Origin of the sequence: Curtobacterium sp. MMLR14_006 (genome assembly GCF_001864985.1) — a bacterium.
In the GTDB taxonomy this organism is placed as follows: domain Bacteria; phylum Actinomycetota; class Actinomycetes; order Actinomycetales; family Microbacteriaceae; genus Curtobacterium.
This window is the reverse complement of sequence record NZ_MJGU01000022.1, coordinates 374,736-399,866: the sequence shown is the minus strand read 5'-3', so window position 1 is coordinate 399,866 and position 25,131 is coordinate 374,736. Positions and strand designations below refer to the sequence as shown.

Sequence of the window (25,131 nt, the reverse complement as noted above, 5' to 3'; positions counted from 1 at the left end):
CGGGCCTCCTGTCCGGAAGCCCTGTGAGGATCCTGTGACACGCGCGAAACCCAGCGTCCTTTAAACTCAGTCGGTGAGCGCCACGAAGACCGACACCCCACACCGGAACCGCTTCGCGACCGGCCTCGACCGCTTCTTCTCGATCACCGAACGCGGGTCCTCGATCCCGCGCGAGGTCCGCGGCGGCCTCGTGTCGTTCGTGACCATGGCGTACATCGTCATCCTCAACCCGCTCATCCTCGGCGGCTTCAGCGCCGACCAGGCCGCGAAGGACGTCAGCGGTGGCTGGCTCGAGAACGCACAGGTCGCCGCGGCGACCGGTCTCGTCGCCGGGCTGATGACCATCGCGATGGGCGTCATCGCGAACCTGCCGTTCGGCATCGCCGCGGGCCTCGGGATCAACTCGTTCCTGGCCGTCAGCGTCGTGCAGCAGGTCACGTGGGCCGAGGCGATGGGCCTCGTCGTCATCAACGGCGTCATCATCGTGGTCCTGGCGTTGACGGGGATCCGGACGATGATCTTCACCGCCGTGCCCGCGCAGCTCAAGGCCGCGATCACGGTCGGCATCGGCCTGTTCATCGCGTTCATCGGGCTCGTCGACTCCGGCTTCGTGCGGTCCTCCGGCCTGTCGTCGCCGCCGCTGCAGCTCGGCGAGGACGGCTCCGTCGGCGCCCTGCCGACCATCGTGTTCCTGATCGGCCTGATCATCATCGGCACGCTCATGGCCCGCCGCGTCAAGGGTGCGCTGCTCATCGGCATCGTCGCGACGACGATCATCGCGATCATCCTGCAGGCGGTCTTCCAGGTGCCGACCTCGGTCGACTCGAAGACCGGCTGGAACCTCAACGCCCCCGGCCTGCCGAGTGCGCTCTTCGCGTTCCCCGACCTGTCGCTCGTCGGGCACGCCGACCTGTTCGGCGCGTTCAGCCGCATCGGACCGTTGGCCGCGTCGATGCTCGTCTTCACCCTCGTGTTCACGAACTTCTTCGACGCGATGGGCACCATGACCGGCCTCGCCAAGGCCGCCGGCGTCGCGAAGCCCGACGGCACCTTCCCGCGCCTGAAGTCGGCGCTCGTCGTCGAGGGCGTCGGTGCCATCGCCGGTGGCGGTGCCTCGGTCTCGTCGAACACCGTGTTCATCGACTCGGCCTCCGGCATCGGCGAGGGCGCCCGGACGGGCATGGCCTCGGTCGTGACCGGTCTGCTGTTCCTGGCGTCGATGTTCCTGACGCCGCTCACCCAGGTCGTCCCGCTCGAGGTCGCCGCCGCCGGCCTCGTCGTCGTCGGCGCGCTCATGGTCGCGCAGGTCGCCGACATCTCGTGGACGGACTTCGGGTCGGCCCTGCCGGCGTTCCTGACGATCGTCGTCATGCCGCTGACCTACTCGATCGCGAACGGCATCGGCGCCGGCTTCATCAGCTGGGTGCTCATCAAGCTGCTGTCCGGCCGCGGCCGCGAGGTCTCGTGGTTGCTCTACGTGGTCGCCGCGGGCTTCCTGCTGTACTTCGCGCGCGGACCGCTGGAGGCGCTGCTCGGCGTCGGCTGACGCCTGGGGCGAGTGGCGGTCGGCGCCGGCTGACGCCCGCTCGGCGGGCCGGTCGGCCGGCTCCCGCTGGTCGGGCCGGTCGGCTGGGCCCCGCTGGTCGGGCCGGTCGGTCTGCAAGAGCGACAGTTCCCGTGGGGCCGCCAAAGGGCGGTCCGCGAAAGCGACAGTTGTCCGCGAACCATCCGCGGAGAACTGTCGCTTTCGCGTTCGGGCGGCCTGGAGGCCCGGGCTCAGTCCGGCAGGTCACCCGGCGTCGCCTCGTGGTGGCGCTGGTCCGGGGTGCGCCGGTCCTCCTTCATGCCTGCCTCGAACAGGTGGCGGCGGCCCTGCACGAGCTCGTCGCGCGCGGTGCGCTCGAGCTCCTTGGCCAGGGCGTAGTAGCCGTCGTCGTAGTCCTCGACGATCTGGAACGTCCAGCGCCCCGCGATGACGTTGCGGCCCACCAGCTCCGTGTCGATCCGGTCGGCGAGGTCGGTGTGGCCGGCCTTCCGCAGTTGCTCGACCGCCTCGCCGAGGTCGAGGTCGGCGGTGCCGGTCAGGCGGTGGAAGCCGTAGAGCAGACCACGGGCGTGCTCGATGACCTCGACCGCGGCGGACAGACTGCCGAGGGCCTCGACCGTGGCCTCGGACACCCCCTCCGGAACCTGGTGCTGCGCGTCGGGACCCTGTGCGTCGTTCGTCATGGACCCTCGTCTACACGACCGGACCTGGCCCCGGGACCGGCATCGTCCACGACCCGCCGTGCGCGTCGTGGGCGCTTGCGGCGGAGGACGCGGGCGACCTAGCATTCGAACACACGTTCGAACGGAGAAGCCGATGATGATCACCGACACGACCGCCACCGTGTGGTGGTCCGAGGGGGCACCGGCCCGGTTGGTCTGGGCCGGACGACGCTGGCGGGTGTCCGACACCCCCACGCGCCTCACCGTGACGCGCGCCGAACTGCCGACCGCGATCACGCACGCGCCGGAGCGCACGGTCGGCTGGCGGTTCCAGGCGACCGCCGAGGACGGCGAGGCCCTGGTCGTCGACATCGTGCCGGAGGGGGACGGCTGGGGCGTCGCGCGGACGTGGACGTGAACGGTCCACCCGACGTCGTCGGCGCGACGGGTCAGGCCGGTGCGCGCTCCGTCGCCACCGGGCGCTCCATGAGCCGCCACGCACCACCGGTCAGCGGCGCGAGCGTCACGACCGTGTAGAGCACGAGGACCACACCGAAGGTCGTCTGGACCCCGACGCCCTCCGCCGCGAAGCCGGCCAGCAGGCCGCCGAGCGGGATGCCCGCCCACGAACCCGCGCCGAGGAGCCCGAACACCCGGGCACGCATGTGCTCCGGGATGCGCTCGAGCTCGACCGCCCCGAGGATCGGGTTGAGCGCCCCGGCCGCGAGTCCGGACAGCGCGGCGGCGCCGAGCATCCACGGCAGTCCGAGGCCGAGCGCCGGCACCAGGAGCGACGGACCGCCGGCGAGCACGAAGCACACCACGAACGTGGCACGACGCGGGACCCGGTGGGCCACGTACCCGAACGCCACGGACCCGATGAAGGCCGCACCGCCGAAGGTCCCCGTCGCGAAGCCGAGCGCCTGTGCCCCGCCCAGCACGTCCGCGGCGTAGAGCGGCAGGAGCGTCGTCGACCGGGCGGCGTCGAGCAGGTTCGTGACCAGCACGAGGGCGACCACGAGTCGGAAGAACGGGTCACGGACGCAGAACCGGAAGCCCTCGGCGATGTCCCGCCAGTACCCGGAGGCCGGTTCGGCGTCGGCGTCGGCGGCCGCTGGCGCCGGGGCGTCGGCCGGCCGGACCAGCACCGCGGCGAGCAGTGCGGCGGCGCCGAACGCCGCCGCGGTGCCGACGAGCGCGGCCATCGGCCCGGCGGCCGCGACGAGCACACCGCCGAGCGGTGCACCGATGAGCACCGAGAGTCGCTGCGCTGCCTCGAAGTGCCCGACCGCACGCTCGAGCGGCACCCCGGACGAGCCGGCCAGTCCCGGCAGCAGGACCCGGCGCGCGGACTCCCCGGGCAGGTCGAGCAGACCGCTCACGAAGACGAGCGCCAGGAGCGCCCAGAAGGGCAGCCCCACCGTCCACGCCAGCACCGGCATCGCGAGCAGCGTCACGCCGCTGACGAGGTCGGACACCACGCTCGAACGGACGAAGCCGACCCGCTCGACGAGCGCCCCGCCGAACGGGCCGCCGAGGACGATCGGCACCGTGGCGGCGAAGGCGGCGATGCCGACGTCCGTCGCCGAACCGCCCCGCGCGAGGACGGCGAACGGCACCGCCACGGTCGTGACGACGTTCCCGGTCCGCGAGAGGATGTGGACCGCGAGCAGGGCTCGCAGCCGTGCCTTCGGCGTCACCGTCGCGTCGTCCGGTAGGCCTGGGTGACGGCGATGACCTGCTCGGCCCCGTCGTCCGTGGTGTGGGCGTCGCTGACGGCCGTCCACCGGTCGAGGACGGCGGCGAGTTCCGCGCCGAGGCCGGCGAGTTCGTCCGGCGTGAGCCGGAGCACCTGGTCCGAGCTGGTCGACGCTGCGACCCACTCGCGGCCGAGCACCGGCGCCTGGTCGATGAAGCGCTGGTACTCGGTCGCGTAGGCCTGGGCGACGGTGTGGCCGAGCTCGGTCGCGGCGACCAGCCGTTGCGGGTCGCCGAACGCCTCGGCCAGGTCCCACGACGTGCGGTCGGCCGTCGCACGCCACCACCGCTCGCGGCGGTCGGCCCCGAGGTCCGGCGCCGGTTCGATGAGCTCGGCCTCGGCGAGACGCCGACAGTGGTAGCTGATGGTGCCGGGCGCCTCGTCGATCACGTCGCCGAGCATCGCCGCGGTCTGCGCGCCACCGGTGCGCAGCAGGCCGACGATCCGGAGCCGGGTGGGATGGGCGAGTGCGCGCATGTGGGCGGCATCGTCGAGTCTGCGAACGGTCACGGCACGACCATAGATGCACAAGAGTCATTGCGCAATGGTTCTTGTCGATGTCGCCGTACCGGCGGACGGGCGACCGCGCTACGGTTCCGGCATGGCGAAGTGGATCGCGTTGCTGCGCGGGGTGAACGTCAACGGCATCACGATCCGGAGCGCCGACCTCGGTGCGCTGTTCCGTGGGCTCGGTTACGCGGACGTCCGGACCGTGCTGGCCTCGGGCAACGTGGTCTTCAGCACGGACGACGAGCAGGACGTCGCCCGGCTCTCCGGCACGATCGAACAGGCGTTGCGCGACCGGTTCGGCTACGACGCGTGGATCGTGCTCGTCCGGCACGACGACCTGCGAGCGGTCCTCGACGCGTTCCCGTTCGCCTCGGCACCGGACCGCCACGACTACGTGCTGTTCGGCTCGGACGACGCCGCCCTCGACGACCTGCTCGCCGACCTCGTGCTCGACACCGCCGTGGAGCAGGTCGCGCGTGGACGGGGCGTCGTCTACTGGTCCTGCCCGAAGGGGTCGAGCACGGACACGGTGTTCGCGAAGCGGGCCGGCGCCGCCCGCTTCAAGCGCACGACCACGACCCGCAACGCGAACACGCTCCGGAAGCTGCTGTGACGCGGGGAGCGCTGCACCACGTCGAACTGCGCACGGCGGACCTGGGCCGGGCCGAGCGCGCGTGGGGGTGGCTGCTCGGTGCGCTGGGCCACGAACCGTTCCAGCGCTGGGAGGACGGCCGGAGCTGGCGACTCGGCGACCTGTACGTCGTGCTCGAGGCCGCTCCGCTCGACGGGGCGCACGACCGGCGTCGTGCGGGGCTGAGCCACCTGGCGTTCCACGCCGGCTCGGCGGCCGACGTCGAGCGCCTCTGGCAGGACGCACCGGCGAACGGCTGGACACGGCTCTACGAGGACCGGCACCCCTTCGCCGGTGGGCCGGACCACCACGCCGCCTTCCTCGAGGACGGCGAACGGTTCAAGGTCGAGCTCGTCGCCGACTGACGCGACCGGGCGGGGCGGGACGTGACCGCGCCCCGCCCCGTCGGGCTGCTACGCCTGCGGCGGCTGGCCGTTGCTCGCCAGGGTGCCGCCGTCGACCGGCAGCACGGCACCCGTGACGAACGACGCGGCGTCGCTCGCCAGGAACAGGATCGCGGCGGCGACCTCCTCGGACCGACCACCGCGCCCGAGGGCGATGCGCTCCGCGAACTTCGCCTTGAGGGACTCGTCCTCTGCCTGCTCCGTCGTGAGGTCGGTCCAGATGAGGCCCGGCGCCACGGCGTTCACGCGGACGCCGAAGTTCCCGTTGTCGAGCGCCGCGGCCTTCGTGAAGTTCGAGACGCCACCCTTCGCCGCGTTGTACGGGCTCATGCGCCAGTCGGCGGCCTCGCCCGACACCGACGAGGTGTTGACGATCGACCCCTTCGTCTCGCGCAGGAACGGCAGCGCTGCCCGGGTGCCGTAGAACACCCCGGAGAGGTCCGTCTCGATGACCCGACGCCACTCGTCGGTGCTGATCTCGGTGATGTCGCCCGAGCTGAAGGTCCCGGCGTTGTTCACCAGCACGTCGAGCCGGTCGAACCGGTCGATGGCCGCCGAGACGACGGTCTCCCAGTCCTCGGGGCTGGCGACGTCCGCGTGCAGCACCACGACCCGGTCGGTCGGCAGCGAGTCGCCGACCGCACGGACCTTCTCCTCGACGCTGTCGGTCAGGACGACCGACGCGCCTTCGTCGACGAGCGCCCGGACGGTCGCCTCACCGATGCCCGAGCCTGCGCCCGTGACGATCGCGACCTTGCCCTCGAACCTGTTGCCCATGGTGTCTCCTCTTCGTTGCACGATCCGTGCCCGGGAGACGCCATCGGCCCGTCGGGGCACGTCGGACCACGGTGCCCGGGACCGCCTGGACACGTTCGGAGGTGCACACCTCGCGCTGAGATCGCAGTCCGCCCCGGCACCGCTCAGCGGAACCGGGGCGGAGTGCGACCTCAGCGGCCGGCGACGGACGCGGCCAGCGACGAAGGCGGCCGGCGCTACGCGGTCGTCTCGTCGACGTCGAAGTCGCGCTCGAGGGAGATCGTCGGGATCGACGCCGTGACGACCGACCCGTCCGCCCGCAGCGTGCCCTGGATGTCGCTCGTCGTCGGCGCGTGCCCCGTCATGCGCGGCCCCTGGTGCGGGAGCGGCACGACCGTCGGGGCACCCGCGACGATGTCCCACTGCTGGTTGTGCACCCACGCCGTGAAGCCCTCGCCGGTCTCCACCGTGAACGTCAGGGCTGACTCGTCGAGGTCGACCCGGACCCGCGACCCCCGCACCGTGATGCGGAAGGTCAGGCGCTCCCAGTGCCGCGGCAAGCGCGGGTTGAAGGTCATCCGACCGCCGTGGTCGCGCATGCCGCCGAAGCCGTTGACGAGCGCGCCCCAGATGCCACCGGTCGACGCGATGTGCACGCCGTCCGAGGTGTTGCCGTGCAGGTCCGCCAGGTCGACGTAGAGCGCCGTCTGGAAGTACTGGTCGGCCAGGTCGTGGTAGCCGACCTCGGCCGCCATGATCGACTGCACGACCGCGGACAACGTGGAGTCGCCCGTGGTGAGCGCGTCGTAGTAGTCGAAGTCCCGACGCTTCTCGGCCGCCGTGAACTCGTGCCCCTGCAGGAACAGGGCCAGCACGACGTCGGCCTGCTTGAGCACCTGGAACCGGTAGATCACCAGCGGGTGGTAGTGGAGCAGCAGCGGCCGCTTCGACTCCGGCGTGTTCTCGAGGTCCCAGAGCTCCTTGTCGAGGAACTGGGCGTCCTGCGGGTGGATCCCACGGTGCGGGTCGAACGGGATCTCCATCGACTCGGCGGCGTGCTCCCACTCGCGGACCTCGTCCGGGCGCAGACCCGTCCGGCGGACCATGCGGTCGTACTCCTCGCGGTCGTCCGCGGCGAGTTCCCGGCAGGCGTTCACCGCGAACCACAGGTTCGCCCGCGCCATCACGTTCGTGTAGAGGTTGTCGTCGACGACGGTCGTGTACTCGTCGGGTCCGGTGACCCCGTCGATGTGGAACTTCTGGTCGCCGTTCGAGCGCCAGAACCCGAGGTCCGCCCACAGCCGGGCGGTCTCGACGAGGATGTCGATCGCCCCGCGCTTGAGGAACTCGGTGTCGCCCGAGGCCCGGACGTACTGCATCAGCGCATGCGCGATGTCCGCGTCGATGTGGTACTGCGCGGTGCCGGCGGCGTAGTAGGCGCTCGACTCCTCGCCGTTGATCGTCCGCCACGGGAACAGTGCGCCCCGCTGGTTGAGCTCCCGGGCCCGGGCCCGGGCGGGGTCGAGCATGTTGTAACGGAAGCGCAGGGCGTTCCGCGCCACGACCGGTGCCGTGTACGACAGGAACGGCAGGACGTAGATCTCCATGTCCCAGAAGTAGTGCCCGCCGTAGCCGGAGCCGGTCACGCCCTTGGCGGCGATGCCGTGTCCGTCGGTGCGCGCCGTGGCCTGGGCGAGCTGGAAGAGGTTCCACCGGACGGCCTGCTGGATGGCCGGCTGGCCGGCGATCTCGACGTCGGTGCGCACCCAGTAGTCGTCGAGCCAGGTGCGCTGCTTCTCGAAGGTCTCGTCGATGTTCTCGGCGTGCGCCCGGTCGAGCGTGCGGTCGCAGCGGTCCGCGAGCTCCCGCACCGGGACCCCGCGCGACGTGTGGTAGACGATGTGCTTGACGAGTCGGATCGGCTGCCCGGCCCGGGCCTGCACGCGGTAGACGTGCTTCGCGAGGTCGTCGTCGATCGACGAGGACTCGTCCCAGCTGTTCTCGGTCTCCAGGTGGTGCTCGACGCCGACGCACACCGTCATCCCGGAGCTCGACGCCTGGTAGCCGAGCAGCGACCGCCCGCCGGTGCTCCGCTTCAGCTTCGGCTCGAGCACGCGCTCGGTGAAGGACTCGGCCTTGCGCGGGTCGAAGGCGCTCGCCGCCGCCCGCATGCCGGCGTGGTACTCGTCCTGCACGTCCTGCCGGTTGAGGATCTGGCTCGAGAGCAGGATCGACGCGTCGGCGTCGAGCACGGTGACCTCGTAGTCGATGACCGCCAGGTGCCGGTCGGTGAAGGACACCAGACGGCGCGAGCGGATGAGCACCCGCTTGCCGGACGGCGTCGACCACTCGGTCTCGCGGAACAGGTACCCGCCGCGGAACTCGAGCCGGCGCGTGTGCCGCAGGATGTCTGCTTCGGCCAGGACGAGCGGCTCGTCGTCGACGTAGAGCCGGATGACCTTCGCGTCGGGGGCGTTGATGATCGTCTGGCCGGTCTTCGCGAAGCCGAAGGCGTCCTCGGCGTGCCGGATCGGCCAGGTCTCGTGGAAGCCGTTGATGTACGTGCCGTACTGCACGCCGCCACGGCCCTCGTCGAGGTTGCCGCGCAGCCCGAGGTACCCGTTGCCCACGGCGAAGTTCGTCTCGGCGACGCCCTGCTCGTCGGGCGCGTACTCCGTCTCGACCAGCGCCCACTCGTCGATCGGGTAGCGGACGCGGTCGAGCGGGTCCGAGGTGATGGGGTTCATGGGGCTCCGTGGCGGGGAAGGGTGGGTGGGACGTCAGGGGCGGACGGGAGGCGCGGCTCGCCTCCGGACCGTCGGCCTACGTCGTGCTGGCGGCCGGCCGGGGCAGGTCGGCGACGAGGTCGGCGAGGTCGGTCACCACGACGTCGGCCCCGTGCGCGCGGAGCGCGTCGGCCCCCGCACCGCGGTCGACGCCGACGACGAGCCCGAAGCCGCCGTTGCGGCCCGCCTCGACCCCGCTGGTGGCGTCCTCGACCACGACGCACTCGGCCGCCGTGAGCCCGAACCGGCTCGCGGCGTCGAGGTAGGTGTCGGGGGCGGGCTTGCCGGCGAGGCCGTCCTGGCGGGCGACGAGGCCGTCGACGACGACCGGGAAGCGGTCGAGGATGCCGGCGGTCCGGAGCACCGAGGTGGCGTTGGCGGAGCTCGACACGACGGCGACGTCGAGTCCGGCGTCGATCGCCGCGGTGAGGAACGCGAGCGAGCCGGGGTACGGCTCGACCCCGTGCTCGTCGAGCTCGGCCGTGAACTCGGCGTTCTTGCGGTTGCCGAGGCCGCACACGGTCTCGGCGTCGGGGGCGTCGTCCGGCGTGCCCTCGGGCAGCTCGATGCCGCGCGAGGCCAGCAGCGACCGCACACCGTCGTACCGCGGCTTGCCGTCGATGTGCGCGAAGTAGTCCTGCTCCGTGTACTGGTCGGCCCCGTGCGCGGCGAGGTACGACGTGAACAGGCGGCTCCACGCACGCATGTGCACGTCGGCGGTCGGGGTGAGGACCCCGTCCAGGTCGAACAGGAGCGCTCGCTGGTCTCCGAGTCGCGCGGGCGTGCGCTGGTCCTGCGTCGTCATCTGCGGTCCTCCGGGGACTGGTGGTGGACGTGTGGCTCCCGATGAGTCTAGGACCGCTCCAGACGGCACGTTCAGTCGGGCCGACAGCCTGTGGAGCGCGCCGGCGCCCCGGCCCGGTGGGGAGGAGTGCCGCGTCCACCGGCTCTCCTGTGCGTCCACCGATGGCCCCACCGGCACGCTGTCCCGGGACGGAAGGCACCACCATGACCAGCGACACCACGACCGCACCCCACGACGGCGAGGGGTCGAAGCTCCGCCAGGCGATCACCGGCCCCCTGCTGTTCCTCTTCATCCTCGGCGACGTCCTCGGCGCCGGCATCTACGCCCTGATGGGGACCCTGGCGAAGGACGTCGGCGGCGCGCTCTGGGCACCGCTCGTGCTCGCGCTCCTGCTGGCCCTGCTCACCGCGGGCTCGTACGCCGAACTCGTGACGAAGTACCCGAAGGCCGGCGGCGCCGCCGTCTTCGCCGAGCGGGCCTACAAGACGCCCATCGTCTCGTTCCTGGTCGGCTTCAGCATGCTCGCCGCCGGCGTCACGAGTGCCGCCGGCCTGTCGCTCGCCTTCGCCGGCGACTACCTCGGCACCTTCGTCGACCTGCCGCCGGTGCCGACCGCGATCGTCTTCCTCGCCCTGATCGCCTGCCTGAACGCCCGCGGCATCTCCGACTCGCTGAAGAGCAACGTCGTCATGACGATCATCGAGGTCTCCGGCCTCGTCATCGTGATCGTCGTCGTGGCCGTGATGCTCGGCGGCGGCGGCGGCGACGTCTCGCGGATCGGCGCGTTCCCGGCCGAGGCGAACCCGGCACTGGCGACGCTGAGTGCCGCGATCGTCGCCTACTACTCGTTCGTCGGCTTCGAGACCTCCGCGAACATCGCGGAGGAGGTCCGCGAACCCCGTCGGGTCTACCCGAAGGCCCTGTTCGGTGCCCTCGCCACGGCCGGCGTCGTCTACGTGCTCGTCGCCCTCGCCAGCGCGATCGCCCTGCCGGCCTCGGAGCTGACCGAGTCGAGCGGTCCGCTGCTCGCGGTCGTCTCGGCCACCGGCGTGCCGATCCCGGACTGGGTGTTCAGCCTCATCGCCCTGGTCGCCGTCGCGAACGGCGCCCTGCTGACGATGATCATGGCGAGCCGCGTGACGTACGGCATGGCCGAGCAGCGTCTGCTGCCCGCGCTGCTCGCGAAGGTCCTGCCGAACCGGAAGACCCCGTGGACGGCCATCGTCGCCACGACCGTCGTCGCGATGCTCCTCACCCTGGTCGGGGACGTCGGCGTCCTGGCCGAGACCGTCGTGCTCCTGCTGCTCTTCGTGTTCATCAGCACGAACGTCGCCGTCCTGGTGCTCCGCCGCGACCGCGTCGAGCACGACCACTTCAAGGTCTGGACCGTCGTGCCCGTGCTCGGCGTGCTGTCGTGCATCCTGCTGCTCACGCAGCAGAGCGGTCAGGTCTGGCTGTACGCGGCGATCCTGCTGGCCGTCGGTGTGGTGCTGTACTTCGTCGCCCGGTTCACCGGACGCCGTTCCGGACGCGACCACGAGGCGGGCGTGATCCGCTGACCGGCACGCACCACGGGCCTCCAGGCAGACCGTCCGCGTGCGTGGTCAGCGCAGGTCGCGCACCCAGGCCCCGATCGCGTCCGCGATCTGCTGGCGGGCACCAGCACGGCTGATGGTCGCCGTCCCGTCGCCCGGCTGGTCGCCGTAGGCACCGAAGTCGGCGTGGTTCGCCCCCTGGACCTCGGTCATGGTGGCGGTCGACGGCAGCAGGTGCCGCGCGGCGTCCACCTTCGCGGGGGTCGACAGTCCGTCACGCGAACCGGAGACGCTCAGCACGTCGATGTACGAGCGGCTGACGTCGTTCGCGCAGTAGCTGCCGAGCAGCAGCAGGCCGTCGGCGTCCTGCGCGAGCTGGCACGCACGGACCCCGCCGAGGGAGTGCCCGCCGACCGCCCAGCGGGCGACCGAGGGGGCGTGCGCCTCGAACGTGGCGAGCGGACGCGTGTCGAAGAACGCCAGGTTGAGCGTCGGCTTCGTGATGACCACCGTCGTGCCGTTCGCGACCACCTGCCGGAAGGTCGCCAGGTACGCGTACGGGTCGACCTTGGCCCCGGGGATGAACACGATCCCGACCCCGTCGGCCTGGCCGGTCGGGGTCATCACCACCGAGTCACCGGCGTCCCGGACGGCGACCCGGTCGTCGCGCCAGACCTGCAGGGCGGCGCTGCGGGTGCCCTCCATGACGGTGTGCGCCCAGACGAGGAACACCACCGCGAGCAGCACGACGACGGTGACGACCCAGGCGGTCCAGCGGAGTGCTCGGCTCACGGCGTCCCTGCTTCCCGGGGGCGCCGTGCGGTCACGGTCAGCCACCGCTCGTCGGCCCCTGGTCGCGTCGTCTCGCGGACGTCGACGTCGACCCACCCGGAGCGGGCGACGAGCGCGGCGAGGGGCTCTGGTGTCCAGTAGGTGAAGTGCCGGGCGTGGTCCAGCTTCCGGGTGCTCCACGCATCGCCGTCGCCGTGCTTCAGGGTCGCGGCCAGCACGCCGCCCGGCCGTACGGCGTCACGGAGCCGGACGAGGACGGCCCCGAGCTCCGTCCGTGCGACGTGCAGCAACACCGCGTTCGCGAACACGGCGTCGTACGGGCCGCCGAACGCGTCCGAGCGCACGTCGAGCAGGCGCGCGTCACGGCCCCCGGACCGCAGCGCCTCGACGAACGACCGGGCGCCGTCCGTCCGGTCGACCACGAGCCCGGCGGCCTCGAGCGCGAGGGCGTCCCGCCCCGGGCCGGACCCGAGTTCGAGCACCCGCGCCCCGACGGGGACGAGCGCGAGCAGGTCGTCGACGAGTCCTGCCCGGTGGTCGTCGGTGCGCTCGGCATAGCGGTCGGCCGCGCGTTCGTAGGCGTCCAGCGTGCGCTCGGCGGTGAGGTCACGGCGCATCACGAGCTCGCGCCGGCCGTCGGGCAGGGCGTCTCCGGGCTCGTCGGCCACGGGCTCGTCGACCACGGTGAAGCCGCAGCGCTCGTACGTGCGGCGGGCCGTGGTGTTGTCCGGGACGACCGACAGCTCGAGGTGGTGGGCTCCGGCGCTCGCGGCCCAGGTGGCGACGGCACGGACGAGCGCGGTGGCGACTCCCCGGCCCCGGGCGACGGGGTCGACCCACATCGAGATGAGTCCTGCGGTGCCGGGGTCCTCGCCCGGCACACCGCTCGCCATGCCCACGACGGAGCCGTCCTCGGTCTGGGCGAGCAGGTCGAGCGCTCCCGGGATCGAGAGCCGGGCTCGCCACCGGTGTACGGGAGCGTCTGCCCACTCGGCGAGCGTCGAACCGAAGGCCCCCGGGGAGTCGGCGAGCGCCGCGAGTCGGACCGGACGCCAGGTCTCCCAGTCGTCCGCCGTCACCCGGCGCAGCGTGATCGTCACGCCACGACGGTACCGCCCGGTGGGCGGTGCGGGACGGGCCGCGAGTGAGCAGAAGACGTCGGGTGTGGTGTTCACACTCGACGTCTTCTGCTCACTCGATGTCGCCCGCGGTCGCGCGGCGAGCGACGACCGCGCGACCGGGACGCGCTACTCGGTGATCGCCGCGCGGATCTCGGCGGCGGCGGCACCGACGTCCGAGGCGCTGTAGATCGCGCTGCCGGCGACGGCGATGCGGGCGCCGGCCTGCTGCACCGAGGCGACCGAGGACGCGTTCACGCCGCCCGCGATCGAGAACGGGACGCCCGAGTCCTTGCCGGCGTCGAGCAGGGTCGAGAACGTGAAGCCCTCTTCCGCCTGCTCGTCGAGCCCGGCGTGGACCTCGACGAACTCGGCGCCGAGCGCGACGACCTCGCGGGCACGGGCGGCCTTGTCGGCGACGCCGATCAGGTCGACGACGATGCCCTTGCCGTGCTGCTTCGCGGCCTTGACGGCACCGACGATCGTCGAGTCGCCGGCGACACCGAGGACGGTGACCAGGTCGGCACCGGCCGAGAAGGCGATGTCGGCCTCGAGCTCACCGGCGTCCATGGTCTTGAGGTCGGCGAACACGATCTTGTCGGGGTGCGCCTCCTTGATCGCGGTGACGGCGGACAGGCCGGCGCTCTTGATCAGGGGCGTGCCGAGCTCGAGGACGTCGACGTGCGGCGCGGCCGCGGCGGCGAGCTCGAGGGCGGCTTCGGTGGTCAGGGTGTCCATGGCGAACTGGAGCTGCATGGGGATGCCTTTCATTCGAGGTTGGCGTGACGGGGCCAGAGGTCGTCGGCGGACTGCCCGCCTCGGGCCCACAGGGCGTGGAACACGGCGTCGCCCACCAGGGCGACCGCCTGTTCGAAGAGGCTGCCGGCGTACTGGGCCGAGGCCGTGCCGGAGCGGTCGGTCTTCGTCGCGGCGGGCAGCACGATCGTGACGTCCGCCAGCTCGGCGAGCGGGGAGTCGTCGGTGGTCGAGAGCGCCACGACGGACGCCCCGACCTCGTGCGCGGTGCGCGCCGCCTGCACGATCCCGGTGGTCGCGCCGGAGCCGCTCGCGACGAGGAGCAGGTCACCCGGTCGGATGGCCGGGGTGGTGACCTCGCCGACGACGTGCGCGTCGAGCCCGAGGTGCATGAGGCGCATCGCGGTCATCCGGAGGGCGAGGCCGGAGCGGCCGGCGCCGTGCACGAACACCCGGTCGGCGCCCTCGATGAGGTCGAGGGCGCGCTGCGCCGGGGCGTCGTCGAGGCGGGCCGCCAGGTCGCCGACCTCGCGGACGACGAGGTCGAGCGCTGCGGAGACGGTGGTTGCTGCCATGTGTCGATCCTCCCGTCGACGGGTGTCCGGCACTGCTACCCGCCCCGGCGGGGCCCCCACCCCATCGGGTGGGCCTGCCCGCTCGGGTGGGACGGGTAGGTTCGGCAGCATGGACGCTCCGGTCGACACCCAGGAGGCCCGGGGCGGCTCCGCCATCCGGCTCGCCGCCGCCGAGCACGCGCGGACCGTCGCCGAGCAGGCGGACCGGCACGCCCTCACCCTGGAGTCGGTCCTCGCGGTGCTCCGCTCGGCACGGGTGACCGACGCCGCCGCCCGGGCCGAGGCCGTCGAGATCGCGTCGGCGGCCCTCGTCGACCTGCGGACGGTGACCGACCAGCAGCGGAGCACCCTGCTCGAACCCGTCACCGGAGCGTTCTCGCGGTTGCGCGCCGACCTGCGGCCGCTCGTCCGCTTCGGCGACCTCGACGTGCAGTTCGTCGAACCACCGACGACCGGCCGTGCGCTGCCCGGCGACGTCGCGCACGCGGCCCGGGCGATCGTCCGGACCGCGGTGCTCGCCCTGGTCGACGACGGTGCCGCGAAACGGGTGCGCATCCAGTGGGACTGCGACGGCCGGAACCTGCTCATGCAGCTCCGCGACGACGGCTCCGGCACGCTCGACGTCCACGACGACGCCGTGCGCCCGATCGCCGAACGGGTCGTCACCCTCGACGGGACGGTGCACGTCGCGAGCACGCCCGGCTGGGGATCCGTGCTCGACATCACGCTGCCGCTCGACCCCCGTCCGACCGAGGTGGACGCGGTCGACGACGACGACCTCACCCCGCGCGAGCGCGACGTGCTCCGGCTCGTGGCGACGGGCGTGGGCAACCGGGAGATCGCCGACGGTCTCGGCATCAGCGTCAACACCGTCAAGTACCACGTGGCGAACCTGCTCCGGAAGCACGGCGCCCGGACCCGGGCCGAGCTCGCCGCGTTCAGCTCCCGCGCGTGACGCGGTTCGACCGCGACGACGGGTACCGGCGGTCGAGTGACGGCTCGACGACCGTCGCCATGAGGAACTGCGAGAGCAACCGCCCACCCGCCCAGTAGACCGGGATCACGAAGATCGCCGCGCCGGCCCAGACGTCCGAACCGATGAGCGCCAGGGTGCCGAGCGTCACGACGATGCCGAGCCCGGAGTACAGGTACCGCCACCCGCGGGAGACCGCGTCACGCTGGGTCTGCTGCCGCTCCGCCCGCTCGTCGAGGCCGCGGACGCCCGGTTCGAGTGCCGCCGGTTCCGCGGTGACGAACAGGTCGCGCACGGGGACCTCGAGGGCCGAGGCCACCGCGGACAGCGACTCGAGGCTCGCGTCGTTGCCGCTCTCCATCCGTTGCACCGTCCGCACGGCGATGCCGCTCGTCTCGGCCAGTCGTTCCTGGGTCCAGCCCCGCAGTCGTCGGAGTTCCCCGATCCGCATCTCGTTCATGGCCTGAACACTAGGGAACCGCGGAACGGCGCACCACGACAGCGACCCGACACCGACACGACAGTCCCCCGCCGGTCACCCGACAGCAGCCCGACAGCGCGACGGCACCGGCGCGACGGACGCTAAGCGCCGGGGGCGAAGCGGTACCCCATGCCGGACTCGGTCACCAGGTAGCGGGGGTGCGCGGGGTCGGGCTCGAGCTTCCGGCGCAGCTGCGCCATGTACAGCCGGAGGTACCCGGAGTCGTTGCCGTGCGTCGGGCCCCAGACCTCGGTCAGGAGCATCTCGCGGGTCATCAGCCGGTCCGGGTTCGTCACGAGGACCTCGAGCAGACGCCACTCGGTCGGGGTCAGCCGGATCGCCGGACCCTCGGCCGGGGTGACCTGCTTCGCGACGAGGTCCACGAGCAGCGGACCGATCGCGATCGTCGGGGTCTCCTCGGACGCCACCACCCGGCGCCGACCGAGCGCGCGCAGCCGGGCGAGCAGCTCGTCCATCTGGAACGGCTTCGTCACGTAGTCGTCGGCGCCGGCGTCGAGTGCGTCGACCTTGTCGGACGAGTCGGTGCGCCCGGAGAGCACGAGGACCGGCACCTGCGACCAGGCCCGCACGCCCTCGAGCACCCCGATGCCGTCGAGCCGGGGCATGCCGAGGTCGAGCAGCACGAGGTCGGGACGCTCGGTGATGACGGCGTCGATCGCCTCGCGACCGTCCCTGGCGGTGACGACGTCGTACCCGCGCGCGGCGAGCGTCACGGCGAGCGCCCGCACGAGCTGGGCGTCGTCGTCCGCGATGAGGACCTTCATCGGATCTCCACTCCCACGTGCCCTGCGATCGGCAGACGCACCACGACGGTGAGGCCACCGCCCGGGGTGTCGTCGACCTCGATCGTGCCGCCCATCCCCTCGGTGAAGCCGCGGGCGAGCGCCAGACCGAGGCCGAGGCCCGTGTCGTTGTCGGTGTCGCCGAGGCGTTGGAACGGCTGGAAGACCTCGCCGCGGCGGTCCTCCGGGATCCCGGGGCCGTGGTCGGCGACGCGGAGCTCCACCCCGCCGGCGAAGGCGCTCGCGCCGACCCGGACGTGGGTGCCGTCCGGCGCGTAGCGGACGGCGTTCGCGAGCAGGTTCACGACGACCCGCTGCAGCAGGACGGGGTCGGCGAGCACCGGTGGCAGGTCGGCGGGCAGGTCGAGGTCGACGTCGTCGGGGCCGAGCTCGAGCTCGTCGAGTGCGGGGGCGACCACCGTCTCGAGCGCGATCGACGCGGGGGCGACCGCGAGCACACCGGCCTGCACGCGGCTGACGTCCAACAGGTCGGCCAACAGCACCGCCAGCTGACCGAGGCTCTCGTCGGCGGTCGCGAGCAGGGCCTCCCGGTCGGACCGCGACAGGTCGATGTCGGGCGCGCGGAGGGTCTGCACAGCGGCCGAGGCCGCCGCGATCGGGCGGCGCACGTCGTGACCGACGGCCGCGAGCAGGGCGCTGCGGACACGGTCGGCGGCGGCGATGCGCTCGGCACCGACGGCGGTGCGCGTCAGCTCGCGGTGCTCGACGGCGGCGTCGAGCTGCTGCTCGACGACCCGCAGCAGCCGGCGCTGGGTCGGGTCGTCGGGCGCGCCCGCGAACTCCAGGACGGCGCCGGACGGGAGGCTCGTGGTCGCGTCCGGCGTCGCACCGAACGTCCCGGATGTGGCCGGCACCTCGTCGCCCTGGCGGATCCGGACCCCGGCGAAGCCGAAGGCCTCGCGGGTGCGGTCGAGCAGGGCCTGCAGGGCGTCGTCGCCGCGGAGCACGCTGCCCGCGATGCCCATGAGCAGGCCCGACTCGGCGGACGCGCGGCGCGCCGCACGGGAGCGGCGGGCCGACCGGTCGACCACGAAGCTGACGAGCACCGCGCTGATCACGTACATCACCAGGGCGAAGAGGTGCCACGGCTGCTGGACGGTGACCATGTAGAGGGGTTGCACGAAGAAGTAGTCGAGGCTCAGCCCGGACAGCACGGCGGCGAAGACCGCCGGCCACATGCCGCCGACGAGCGCGACGACGAGCACGAGCAGCTGGTACGCCAGCACGTCGACGGTGATGGCGTCGGGGTCGCTGCCGAGGGACAGCGCCCAGGTGAGCAGCGGCCCGAGCAGCAGCGACAGCACGAACGCGGCGACCACCCGGCCGCGCGACAGGCTGCCGCCGAGCTTCGGCAGGGCGATCCCGCCGCCGGCGCGCTCGTGCGTGACGACGTGCACGTCGATGTCGCCGGACTCGCGGATCACGGTGTTGCCGATCCCCGGGCCGGTCATCGCGGCGGCGAGCCGACTCCGGCGGCTGACGCCGATCACGATCTGGGTGGCGTCGATCGAGCGCGCGAAGCGCACGAGCGTGCTCGGCACGTCGTCGCCGACGACCTGGTGGTACGTGCCGCCGAGCTGCTCGAGCAGGGTCCGTTGGGTGCCGAGCGCGCCGGGGTGCCGCTCGCGCAGGCCGTCGTTCGTCGTGACGTGCACGGCGGCGAGCTCGCCACCGGCGCTGCGGGCGGCGATCCGGGCCCCGCGGCGGAGCAGGGTCTCGCCCTCGGGGCCGCCGGTCAGGGCGACGAGCACGCGCTCGCGGGTCTCCCACCGGTGCTCGATGCCGTGCTCGGCGCGGTAGGCCTTGAGCGCGTCGTCGACCTCGTCGGCGAGCCAGAGCAGGGCGATCTCGCGCAGGGCGGTCAGGTTGCCGAGGCGGAAGTAGTTCGACAGGGCGGCGTCGATCCGGGCCGCCGGGTACACGAGTCCGTCGGACAGGCGCTCGCGCAGCGCTGCCGGCGCCAGGTCGACGACCTCGATCTGGTCGGCCGCACGCACCACGGCGTCGGGGACGGTCTCTCGCTGCACGGTGCCGGTGATCTCGCGGACGACGTCGCCGAGGGACTGCATGTGCTGCACGTTGACGGTGCTCACCACCGAGATCCCGGCGGCGAGGAGCGCCTCGACGTCCTGCCAGCGCTTGTCGTGGCGACCCCCGGGGGCGTTCGTGTGCGCGAGCTCGTCGACGAGTGCGATCTCGGGGGCCCGGGCGAGGACGGCGTCGAGGTCGAGGTCGTCGAGCTCCACCCCGCGGTGGGAGACGGTGCGGCGGGGGACGACCTCCAGCCCGTCGACCAGGGCCGCGGTGGCGGCGCGCTCGTGCGTCTCGACGACGGCCACGACCACGTCGTGTCCCTCGTCGAGCAGCCGACGCCCCTCTTCGAGCATCGTGTACGTCTTGCCGACGCCGGGCGCCGCACCGAGCAGGACCCGCAGCTTGCCGCGCTTCACGTGCTCATCCTCTCGCGTCGGGTCTCGCAGCGTGTGCCGGAACCAGGTTCCGGACACAGCACCACGCTCTTCCGCGGTGTCGTGTCCGGAACCTGGTTCACGGGCACGGTCAGGACGCCTTCGCCAGGGCCAGGTTGAGCGCGAGCACGTTCACGACCGGGCCGCCGAGGAACCCGAGCTGCCGCGACTCGGTGTGCGTCGCCACGAGCGCCCGCACCGTGTCCTCCGACAGGCCCCGCGCCGCAGCCACCCGCGACACCTGCTGCGCCGCGTACTCCGGGCTGATGTCCGGGTCGAGGCCCGAGCCCGACGCGGTCACGGCGTCGGCCGGCACCTGCGTTGCCGGGACGCCGTCGGCCGCAGCGAGCGCCGCACGACGGTCCTCGACGGCGTCGAGCAGGTCCGGGTTGTTCGGCCCGAGGTTCGAGCCGGAGGACGCACCGGCGTCGTAGCCGTCCTCGCCGGCGGCCGACGGCCGCGACTGGAACCAGCGATCGGCCTGCTTGCCCGTGAAGGACTGCCCGATCAACGAGGAACCGACGACCTCGCCGGACGAGTCCGTGACCATCGAGCCGTTGGCCTGGTCGTGGAACGCCGCCTGGCCGACGCCCCAGACGGCGAGCGGGTAGCCGACGCCGAGCACGACGGTGGCGAGCAGGGTGAGGCGGATCGCCACACCGGCGGAACGGACGGTGGAACGTGCAGATGCCATGACTAGAACCCCGGGATGAGACCGACCACGAGGTCGATCAGTTTGATGCCGATGAAGGGGACGACCACGCCGCCCAGCCCGTAGACGAGCAGGTTGCGGCCGAGGATCGACGACGCTGCGGCCGCGCGGTACGTGACGCCACGCAGGGACAGCGGGATGAGCGCCACGATGACGAGCGCGTTGAAGACGACCGCCGACAGGATCGCGGACGACGGGCTGTGCAGCCCCATGACGTTGAGCGCCGCGAGCCCGGGGAACGCCGCCTGGAACATCGCCGGGATGATCGCGAAGTACTTCGCGACGTCGTTGGCGATGGAGAAGGTGGTCAGGGCACCGCGGGTGATGAGCAGCTGCTTGCCGATGCGGACGACGTCGATGAGCTTGGTCGGGTCGGAGTCGAGGTCGACCATGTTGCCCGCCTCCTTCGCCGCCGTCGTGCCGGTGTTCATCGCGACGCCGACATCCGCCTGCGCCAGGGCCGGGGCGTCGTTCGTGCCGTCACCGGTCATGGCGACGAGGTTGCCGCCCTCCTGCTCGCGCTTGATGTACGCGAGCTTGTCCTCCGGGGTGGCCTCGGCGAGGAAGTCGTCGACACCGGCCTCGGCGGCGATGGCCTTCGCGGTGCGGGGGTTGTCGCCGGTGATCATCACCGTGCGGATGCCCATCGACCGGAGCTCGGCGAAGCGGGACGCCATGCCGTCCTTGACGACGTCCTTCAGGTGCACGACACCGAGCAGGGTGACCGCACCGGTCGAGGACCGACGCCCGACGACGAGCGGCGTGCCGCCCTGGTCGGAGATCTCTGCGACCGACCCGTCGATGGCGGACACGACACCGGCGTCGGAGGTGTTCGCCCACGCGAGCACCGCAGCAGCAGCGCCCTTCCGGATCTGCGACCCGTCCGGCAGGTCGAGACCGGACATGCGGGTCTGCGCGGTGAACGGCACCTCGACGGCGCCGTCCGGCAGACCGACGGCCACCCCGTCCTCGCGCGCAAGGTCGACGATCGAGCGTCCTTCCGGGGTACTGTCCGCGGCACTCGACAGCGCCGCCGCCTCGAGCAGTTCGGCCTCGGGCACACCCGGCACCGGCACCACGCGCGACGCCCGGCGGTTGCCGTAGGTGATCGTGCCGGTCTTGTCGAGCAGCAGCGTCGTGATGTCACCGGCGGCCTCGACCGCACGGCCCGACATCGCGAGCACGTTGTGCTGCACCAGCCGGTCCATGCCGGCGATCCCGATCGCGGAGAGCAGCGCGCCGATGGTGGTCGGGATGAGGCAGACGAGCAGGGCGATGAGCACCGGGACGCTGACGGTCGCACCGACGAGGCCCGCGATGGGCTGCATCGTCAGGCAGACGATCACGAAGACGATCGACAGCGAGGCGAGCAGGATGTTCAGCGCGATCTCGTTCGGCGTCTTCTGCCGTGCCGCGCCCTCGACCAGGCGGATCATCCGGTCGATGAAGGTCTCACCCGGCGTCGAGGTGATGCGCACCACGATCCGGTCGGACAGCACCCGCGTGCCGCCGGTGACGGCACTGCGGTCGCCGCCGGACTCGCGGATGACCGGTGCGGACTCCCCCGTGACGGCCGACTCGTCGACCGACGCGATGCCGTCGACGACGTCGCCGTCACCCGGGATGACCTCGCCGGCGACGACCACGACCACGTCGCCCTTGGCCAGGTCGACGGACGCGACCTCCTCGGTCGCGTTGCCGGTCGCGGCCGCATCGGACTGCGAGTACCCGAGCACCCGGCGGGCGCTCGTGGTCGAGCGGGTCTTCCGCAGCGTGTCGGCCTGCGCCTTGCCGCGGCCCTCGGCCACCGACTCCGCCAGGTTGGCGAAGACGACGGTGAGCCAGAGCCAGACGGCGATGGCGATCGTGAAGGCGGACGGCTCGACGACGGCGGCCGCCGTCGTCAGCGCCGCGCCGACCTCGACGATGAACATGACGGGGTTCCGCCACATGAGTCGCGGATCGAGCTTCCGCAGGGCGCCCGGGAGGCCCGCCACCAGTTGGCGCGGTCCGAACGCGGACGAGCGGGTGGTCGGCTCCACGGCGGTGCGCGGTTCCGGCTCGGTGGTCACGGAGGTCATGACAGTCCTTCTGCGAGCGGGCCCAGTGCGAGCACCGGGAAGTAGGTGAGGGCGGTGACGATGACGGCGACGCCGCCGAGCAGCCCGATGAACAGCGGGCGGTGGGTGGGCAGCGTGCCCGCGGTCTCCGGCACCCGGTCCTGGGCGGCGAGGGACCCGGCGAGCGCCAGGACGAACACCATCGGCACGAAGCGGCCGAGCAGCATCACGACACCGAGCGAGGAGTTCATCCACGTGGTGTTCGCGGTGAGCCCGCCGAAGGCGGAACCGTTGTTGTTCGCACCCGAGGTGAAGGCGTAGAGCAGCTCGGACAGCCCGTGGTTGCCGGGGTTGTAGATCGACGTGCCGAGCACCTGTTCGCGGACGCCGGGGATCACGAGCGAGAGCCCGGTGGTGAGGAGCACGAGCGTCGGCGTGACGAGGATGTACAGCGCCGCGAAGGTCATCTCCTTCGCGCGGATCTTCTTGCCGAGGTACTCCGGCGTGCGGCCGACGAGCAGGCCGCCGATGAACACCGTGATGACGGCGAGCACGAGCATGCCGTACAGGCCGGAGCCGACGCCGCCGGGGGTGACCTCGCCGAGCATCATGTTGAGCAACGCCATCATGCCGCCGATGGGCGTGAAGCTGTCGAACATGCCGTTCACCGCACCGGTCGAGGTCGCGGTCGAGGTCGTGCCGAACAGCGTCGTGCCGAGGATCCCGAACCGGGTCTCCTTGCCCTCCATCGCGGCCCCTGCGGCGTGCGTCGCGGCACCGGCGCCACCGAGCTCCGCGATCGACATCACCGACAGGGACACCAGGAAGATCGCGCCCATCACGGCGAGGATCGCGTAGCCCTGGCGGTCGTCGCCGACCAGCCGGCCGAACGTGCGGGGCAGCGAGAAGGGGATGACGAGCATGAGGAACACCTCGACGAGGTTCGTCCACGCCTGCGGGTTCTCGAACGGGTGCGCCGAGTTCGCGTTGAAGTAGCCGCCACCGTTCGTGCCGAGCTCCTTGATCGCCTCCTGCGAGGCGACGAACCCGTCCGGGATGTGCTGCGTGCCACCGACGAGCGTCGTGACGTCGGTGCCGCTCCCCCACGACTGGATCACTCCGCCGGCGACGAGCACGATCGCGAAGACGAACGCCCCGGGCAGCAGCAGTCGGCCGAGCCCGCGGACGACGTCCACCCACACGTTGCCGAGCGTGCCCGACTTCCGGCGGGCGAACCCGCGCACCAGGGCGACGGCGACGGCGAGGCCGACGGCGGCGGACAGGAAGTTCTGCACCGCGAGGCCGCCCATCTGCACGGCGTAACCGACGGTGACCTCCGGCGAGTAGGACTGCCAGTTCGTGTTCGCGACGAACGACGCCGCGGTGTTGAACGCGAGCGAGGGTCCGACGGCCGGCAGCCCGAGGTCGCCGGGCAGCACGACCTGGATGCGCTGCAGCAGGTAGACGAGCAGGAGCCCGACGACGCTGAAGAGCAGCACGCCCCGCAGGTACACGGGCCAGGACTGCTCGGCGTCCGGGTCGACCCCGATCAGCCGGTAGACCCCGCGCTCGACACGGTTGTGCCGGACGGGGGTGAAGACCTTCGCCATCCAGTCGCCGAGCGGCCGGTAGGCGACGACGAGCAGCAGGACGAGCGTCGCGACCTGGACGATGCCGGCCCAGACGTCTGCGGCGCCCATCAGAAGCGCTCAGGACGCACGAGCGCCCAGACGAGGTACACGACAGCGGCGATGCCGAGGACGGCGGCCGCGATGGTGATGCCGATCACAGCCGTTCCACCCCCTTGGCGATCAGTGCCACCACGCCGAACACGGCGAGGACACCGGCGACGACGAACACGTCGAACACGAGGGACTCCAGAAGGTCTGCGGTACCCGCGCCGGGCGGCGCGGGACGGCACCACGTGTGGTGCCGAACCGATGCTGGGTCCTGCGCCGGGCCTCCCGGCCGGTCCTAACGGTTCCCTCACGCCGCCCGGACGGACGCATGCACGGTCCTAACGCGCTGCCGCCCGCAGCCGTCCGGCCAGGTCGCGGACCGCCCCGCGCAGCTCGTCCGGGCCCTCGACCCGCACCGGCACGGCCAAGCCCGCGACGACACCCGCGAGCCCCTGCCACGACCACGATCCCAGGGTGATGCGGGTCCGGGCGCCCTCGGCCTGCTCGACCACGGCGTCATCGGGCAGGTACGGCGTGATCGTCCGCGCATCAGCCGGCGTCGTGGTCACGGACCCGGTGCACGGCCAGACGTCGTCCACCGCCGACCCCTTGAAGCGCGCCGACACGAAGGCCGCCGCGTCGCCGCCGGGGACCGCCCGCGGTGTGAAGGGGACGCGGGTGCGCATCCGCGGCGTGATCCGGTCGACGCGGTGGGTGCGCCAGTCGTCGCGGTCGGTGTCCCAGTCGAGCAGGTACCAGCGGCCGTTCCGGGCGACGACGGCGTGCGGTTCCACCCGGTGCGGGGTCTCGTCCTCGCCGTACCCGAAGCGGAAGACCTCTCGCAGGTGGACGGCCTCGCTCACCGCCACCAGGACGTCCGGGTCGGTCGTGGTCCGGCTCGTCGCGGTCACGGCCTGCACGGCGTCCACCCGGGACCGCAGGCGCGCGGGCATCACCTGCCGGACGGTCGCCAGGGCGCGGGCCGCCGACTCGGCGACGTCCGCCCCCGATGCCGGGGCGACGGCGAGCGCCAGGGCGATCGCCACCGCCTGGTCGTCGTCGAAGAGCAGCGGTGGCAGGTCGGACCCGGCCTCGAGCCGGTAGCCGCCGGCCGGGCCGCGGAGCGCCTCGACCCGGTATCCGAGGCCGCGGAGCCGGTCGACGTCGCGGCGGACGGTGCGGGGGCTGACCTCGAGCCGCCCGGCGAGCTCGTCGCCCGGCCAGTCGCGGTGCACCTGCAACAGGGAGAGCAGCGCGAGCATGCGTGCGGAGGGTCCGGCCATGTCGATCATCCTCGTC

24 protein-coding genes are annotated in these 25,131 nt (G+C 72.3%); 6 read left to right on the top strand and 18 right to left on the bottom strand.

Going from position 1 to position 25,131, the window contains the following annotated elements; translation table 11 throughout:
- Nucleotides 1–73: 73 nt before the first annotated feature.
- Nucleotides 74–1,546, top strand: a complete 1,473-nt coding sequence (locus tag BIU94_RS11020; protein ID WP_071259529.1) for an NCS2 family permease — start codon at nucleotides 74–76, stop codon at nucleotides 1,544–1,546.
- Between the two features lie 230 nt (nucleotides 1,547–1,776).
- Here the strand turns inward: BIU94_RS11020 and BIU94_RS11015 are convergent, their stop codons facing one another.
- Complete coding sequence (locus tag BIU94_RS11015) at nucleotides 1,777–2,229, bottom strand: hypothetical protein (RefSeq protein WP_071259526.1); 453 nt, start codon at nucleotides 2,227–2,229, stop codon at nucleotides 1,777–1,779.
- Between the two features lie 133 nt (nucleotides 2,230–2,362).
- Between BIU94_RS11015 and BIU94_RS11010 the strand changes: the two genes are divergently transcribed.
- A complete protein-coding gene (locus BIU94_RS11010; protein WP_071259515.1) occupies nucleotides 2,363–2,626 on the top strand; it encodes a hypothetical protein in 264 nt (87 codons plus the stop codon).
- Between the two features lie 31 nt (nucleotides 2,627–2,657).
- On the opposite strand, the gene BIU94_RS11005 is transcribed toward BIU94_RS11010, so the two are convergent.
- Nucleotides 2,658–3,908, bottom strand: coding sequence for an MFS transporter (locus BIU94_RS11005; RefSeq protein ID WP_071259512.1), 1,251 nt, complete (start codon nucleotides 3,906–3,908; stop codon nucleotides 2,658–2,660).
- Nucleotides 3,905–4,477, bottom strand: coding sequence for a transcriptional regulator (locus tag BIU94_RS11000; RefSeq protein ID WP_139195982.1), 573 nt, complete (start codon nucleotides 4,475–4,477; stop codon nucleotides 3,905–3,907). Before BIU94_RS11000 ends, BIU94_RS11005 begins: the two co-directional genes overlap by 4 nt.
- A 91-nt stretch (nucleotides 4,478–4,568) precedes the next feature.
- Here BIU94_RS11000 and BIU94_RS17440 point away from each other — a divergent pair, with 91 nt between their 5' ends.
- On the top strand, nucleotides 4,569–5,090 hold the full coding sequence (locus BIU94_RS17440) for a DUF1697 domain-containing protein (protein ID WP_071259506.1): 522 nt from the start codon (nucleotides 4,569–4,571) through the stop codon (nucleotides 5,088–5,090).
- Nucleotides 5,087–5,473, top strand: coding sequence for a VOC family protein (locus tag BIU94_RS17435; protein WP_071259503.1), 387 nt, complete (start codon nucleotides 5,087–5,089; stop codon nucleotides 5,471–5,473). The genes BIU94_RS17440 and BIU94_RS17435 overlap by 4 nt, the downstream gene beginning before the upstream one ends.
- Before the next feature lie 48 nt (nucleotides 5,474–5,521).
- Here the strand turns inward: BIU94_RS17435 and BIU94_RS10985 are convergent, their stop codons facing one another.
- From BIU94_RS10985 to BIU94_RS10975, 3 genes are all read right to left on the bottom strand, one after another.
- A complete protein-coding gene (locus tag BIU94_RS10985) occupies nucleotides 5,522–6,289 on the bottom strand; it encodes an SDR family NAD(P)-dependent oxidoreductase (RefSeq protein ID WP_071259500.1) in 768 nt (255 codons plus the stop codon).
- Between the two features lie 215 nt (nucleotides 6,290–6,504).
- Complete coding sequence (locus tag BIU94_RS10980; RefSeq protein ID WP_071259497.1) at nucleotides 6,505–9,015, bottom strand: glycoside hydrolase family 65 protein; 2,511 nt, start codon at nucleotides 9,013–9,015, stop codon at nucleotides 6,505–6,507.
- Nucleotides 9,016–9,091: 76 nt separating this feature from the next.
- Nucleotides 9,092–9,859: an HAD family phosphatase gene (locus BIU94_RS10975; protein ID WP_071259494.1), complete on the bottom strand. Its 768-nt coding sequence runs from the start codon at nucleotides 9,857–9,859 to the stop codon at nucleotides 9,092–9,094.
- A 203-nt stretch (nucleotides 9,860–10,062) separates the two neighbouring features.
- Here BIU94_RS10975 and BIU94_RS10970 point away from each other — a divergent pair, with 203 nt between their 5' ends.
- Nucleotides 10,063–11,418 carry an APC family permease gene (locus tag BIU94_RS10970; RefSeq protein WP_071259490.1) on the top strand — a complete coding sequence of 452 codons (1,356 nt, stop codon included), beginning with the start codon at nucleotides 10,063–10,065 and terminating at the stop codon, nucleotides 11,416–11,418.
- A gap of 45 nt (nucleotides 11,419–11,463) precedes the next feature.
- Here the strand turns inward: BIU94_RS10970 and BIU94_RS10965 are convergent, their stop codons facing one another.
- The 4 genes from BIU94_RS10965 to hxlB all read right to left on the bottom strand — a co-directional run bounded on the left by BIU94_RS10965 (nucleotide 11,464) and on the right by hxlB (nucleotide 14,635).
- On the bottom strand, nucleotides 11,464–12,186 hold the full coding sequence (locus BIU94_RS10965) for an alpha/beta hydrolase (protein ID WP_071259487.1): 723 nt from the start codon (nucleotides 12,184–12,186) through the stop codon (nucleotides 11,464–11,466).
- Nucleotides 12,183–13,286: a bifunctional GNAT family N-acetyltransferase/class I SAM-dependent methyltransferase gene (locus BIU94_RS10960; RefSeq protein WP_071259484.1), complete on the bottom strand. Its 1,104-nt coding sequence runs from the start codon at nucleotides 13,284–13,286 to the stop codon at nucleotides 12,183–12,185. The genes BIU94_RS10965 and BIU94_RS10960 overlap by 4 nt, the downstream gene beginning before the upstream one ends.
- Nucleotides 13,287–13,433: 147 nt before the next feature.
- The gene (hxlA, locus tag BIU94_RS10950) at nucleotides 13,434–14,060 is read right to left on the bottom strand and encodes a 3-hexulose-6-phosphate synthase (RefSeq protein ID WP_071260353.1); all 627 of its coding nucleotides are present in this window, start codon (nucleotides 14,058–14,060) and stop codon (nucleotides 13,434–13,436) included.
- Nucleotides 14,061–14,071: 11 nt separating this feature from the next.
- Nucleotides 14,072–14,635 (bottom strand): 6-phospho-3-hexuloisomerase, encoded by a 564-nt coding sequence (hxlB, locus tag BIU94_RS10945; RefSeq protein WP_071259433.1) that lies wholly within the window; start codon nucleotides 14,633–14,635, stop codon nucleotides 14,072–14,074.
- Nucleotides 14,636–14,744: 109 nt separating this feature from the next.
- Between hxlB and BIU94_RS10940 the strand changes: the two genes are divergently transcribed.
- Nucleotides 14,745–15,590 (top strand): LuxR C-terminal-related transcriptional regulator, encoded by an 846-nt coding sequence (locus tag BIU94_RS10940; RefSeq protein WP_071259429.1) that lies wholly within the window; start codon nucleotides 14,745–14,747, stop codon nucleotides 15,588–15,590.
- On the opposite strand, the gene BIU94_RS10935 is transcribed toward BIU94_RS10940, so the two are convergent.
- The 8 genes from BIU94_RS10935 to BIU94_RS10900 all read right to left on the bottom strand — a co-directional run bounded on the left by BIU94_RS10935 (nucleotide 15,574) and on the right by BIU94_RS10900 (nucleotide 25,115).
- Nucleotides 15,574–16,068: a helix-turn-helix domain-containing protein gene (locus BIU94_RS10935; RefSeq protein ID WP_071259426.1), complete on the bottom strand. Its 495-nt coding sequence runs from the start codon at nucleotides 16,066–16,068 to the stop codon at nucleotides 15,574–15,576. The genes BIU94_RS10940 and BIU94_RS10935 overlap by 17 nt on opposite strands.
- A gap of 122 nt (nucleotides 16,069–16,190) precedes the next feature.
- Nucleotides 16,191–16,874: a response regulator gene (locus BIU94_RS10930; protein WP_071259421.1), complete on the bottom strand. Its 684-nt coding sequence runs from the start codon at nucleotides 16,872–16,874 to the stop codon at nucleotides 16,191–16,193.
- On the bottom strand, nucleotides 16,871–19,363 hold the full coding sequence (locus tag BIU94_RS10925) for an ATP-binding protein (RefSeq protein ID WP_071259416.1): 2,493 nt from the start codon (nucleotides 19,361–19,363) through the stop codon (nucleotides 16,871–16,873). The genes BIU94_RS10930 and BIU94_RS10925 overlap by 4 nt, the downstream gene beginning before the upstream one ends.
- Before the next feature lie 109 nt (nucleotides 19,364–19,472).
- Nucleotides 19,473–20,075, bottom strand: a complete 603-nt coding sequence (gene kdpC, locus BIU94_RS10920; RefSeq protein WP_071259413.1) for a potassium-transporting ATPase subunit KdpC — start codon at nucleotides 20,073–20,075, stop codon at nucleotides 19,473–19,475.
- A gap of 2 nt (nucleotides 20,076–20,077) precedes the next feature.
- The gene (gene kdpB / locus BIU94_RS10915) at nucleotides 20,078–22,174 is read right to left on the bottom strand and encodes a potassium-transporting ATPase subunit KdpB (protein WP_071259409.1); all 2,097 of its coding nucleotides are present in this window, start codon (nucleotides 22,172–22,174) and stop codon (nucleotides 20,078–20,080) included.
- Nucleotides 22,171–23,853, bottom strand: coding sequence for a potassium-transporting ATPase subunit KdpA (gene kdpA, locus BIU94_RS10910; protein WP_071259400.1), 1,683 nt, complete (start codon nucleotides 23,851–23,853; stop codon nucleotides 22,171–22,173). The genes kdpB and kdpA overlap by 4 nt, the downstream gene beginning before the upstream one ends.
- Nucleotides 23,853–23,942: a potassium-transporting ATPase subunit F gene (locus BIU94_RS10905; RefSeq protein WP_017887940.1), complete on the bottom strand. Its 90-nt coding sequence runs from the start codon at nucleotides 23,940–23,942 to the stop codon at nucleotides 23,853–23,855. Before BIU94_RS10905 ends, kdpA begins: the two co-directional genes overlap by 1 nt.
- A gap of 228 nt (nucleotides 23,943–24,170) precedes the next feature.
- Complete coding sequence (locus BIU94_RS10900; RefSeq protein ID WP_071260351.1) at nucleotides 24,171–25,115, bottom strand: YafY family protein; 945 nt, start codon at nucleotides 25,113–25,115, stop codon at nucleotides 24,171–24,173.
- Between the last annotated feature and the right edge of the window lie 16 nt (nucleotides 25,116–25,131).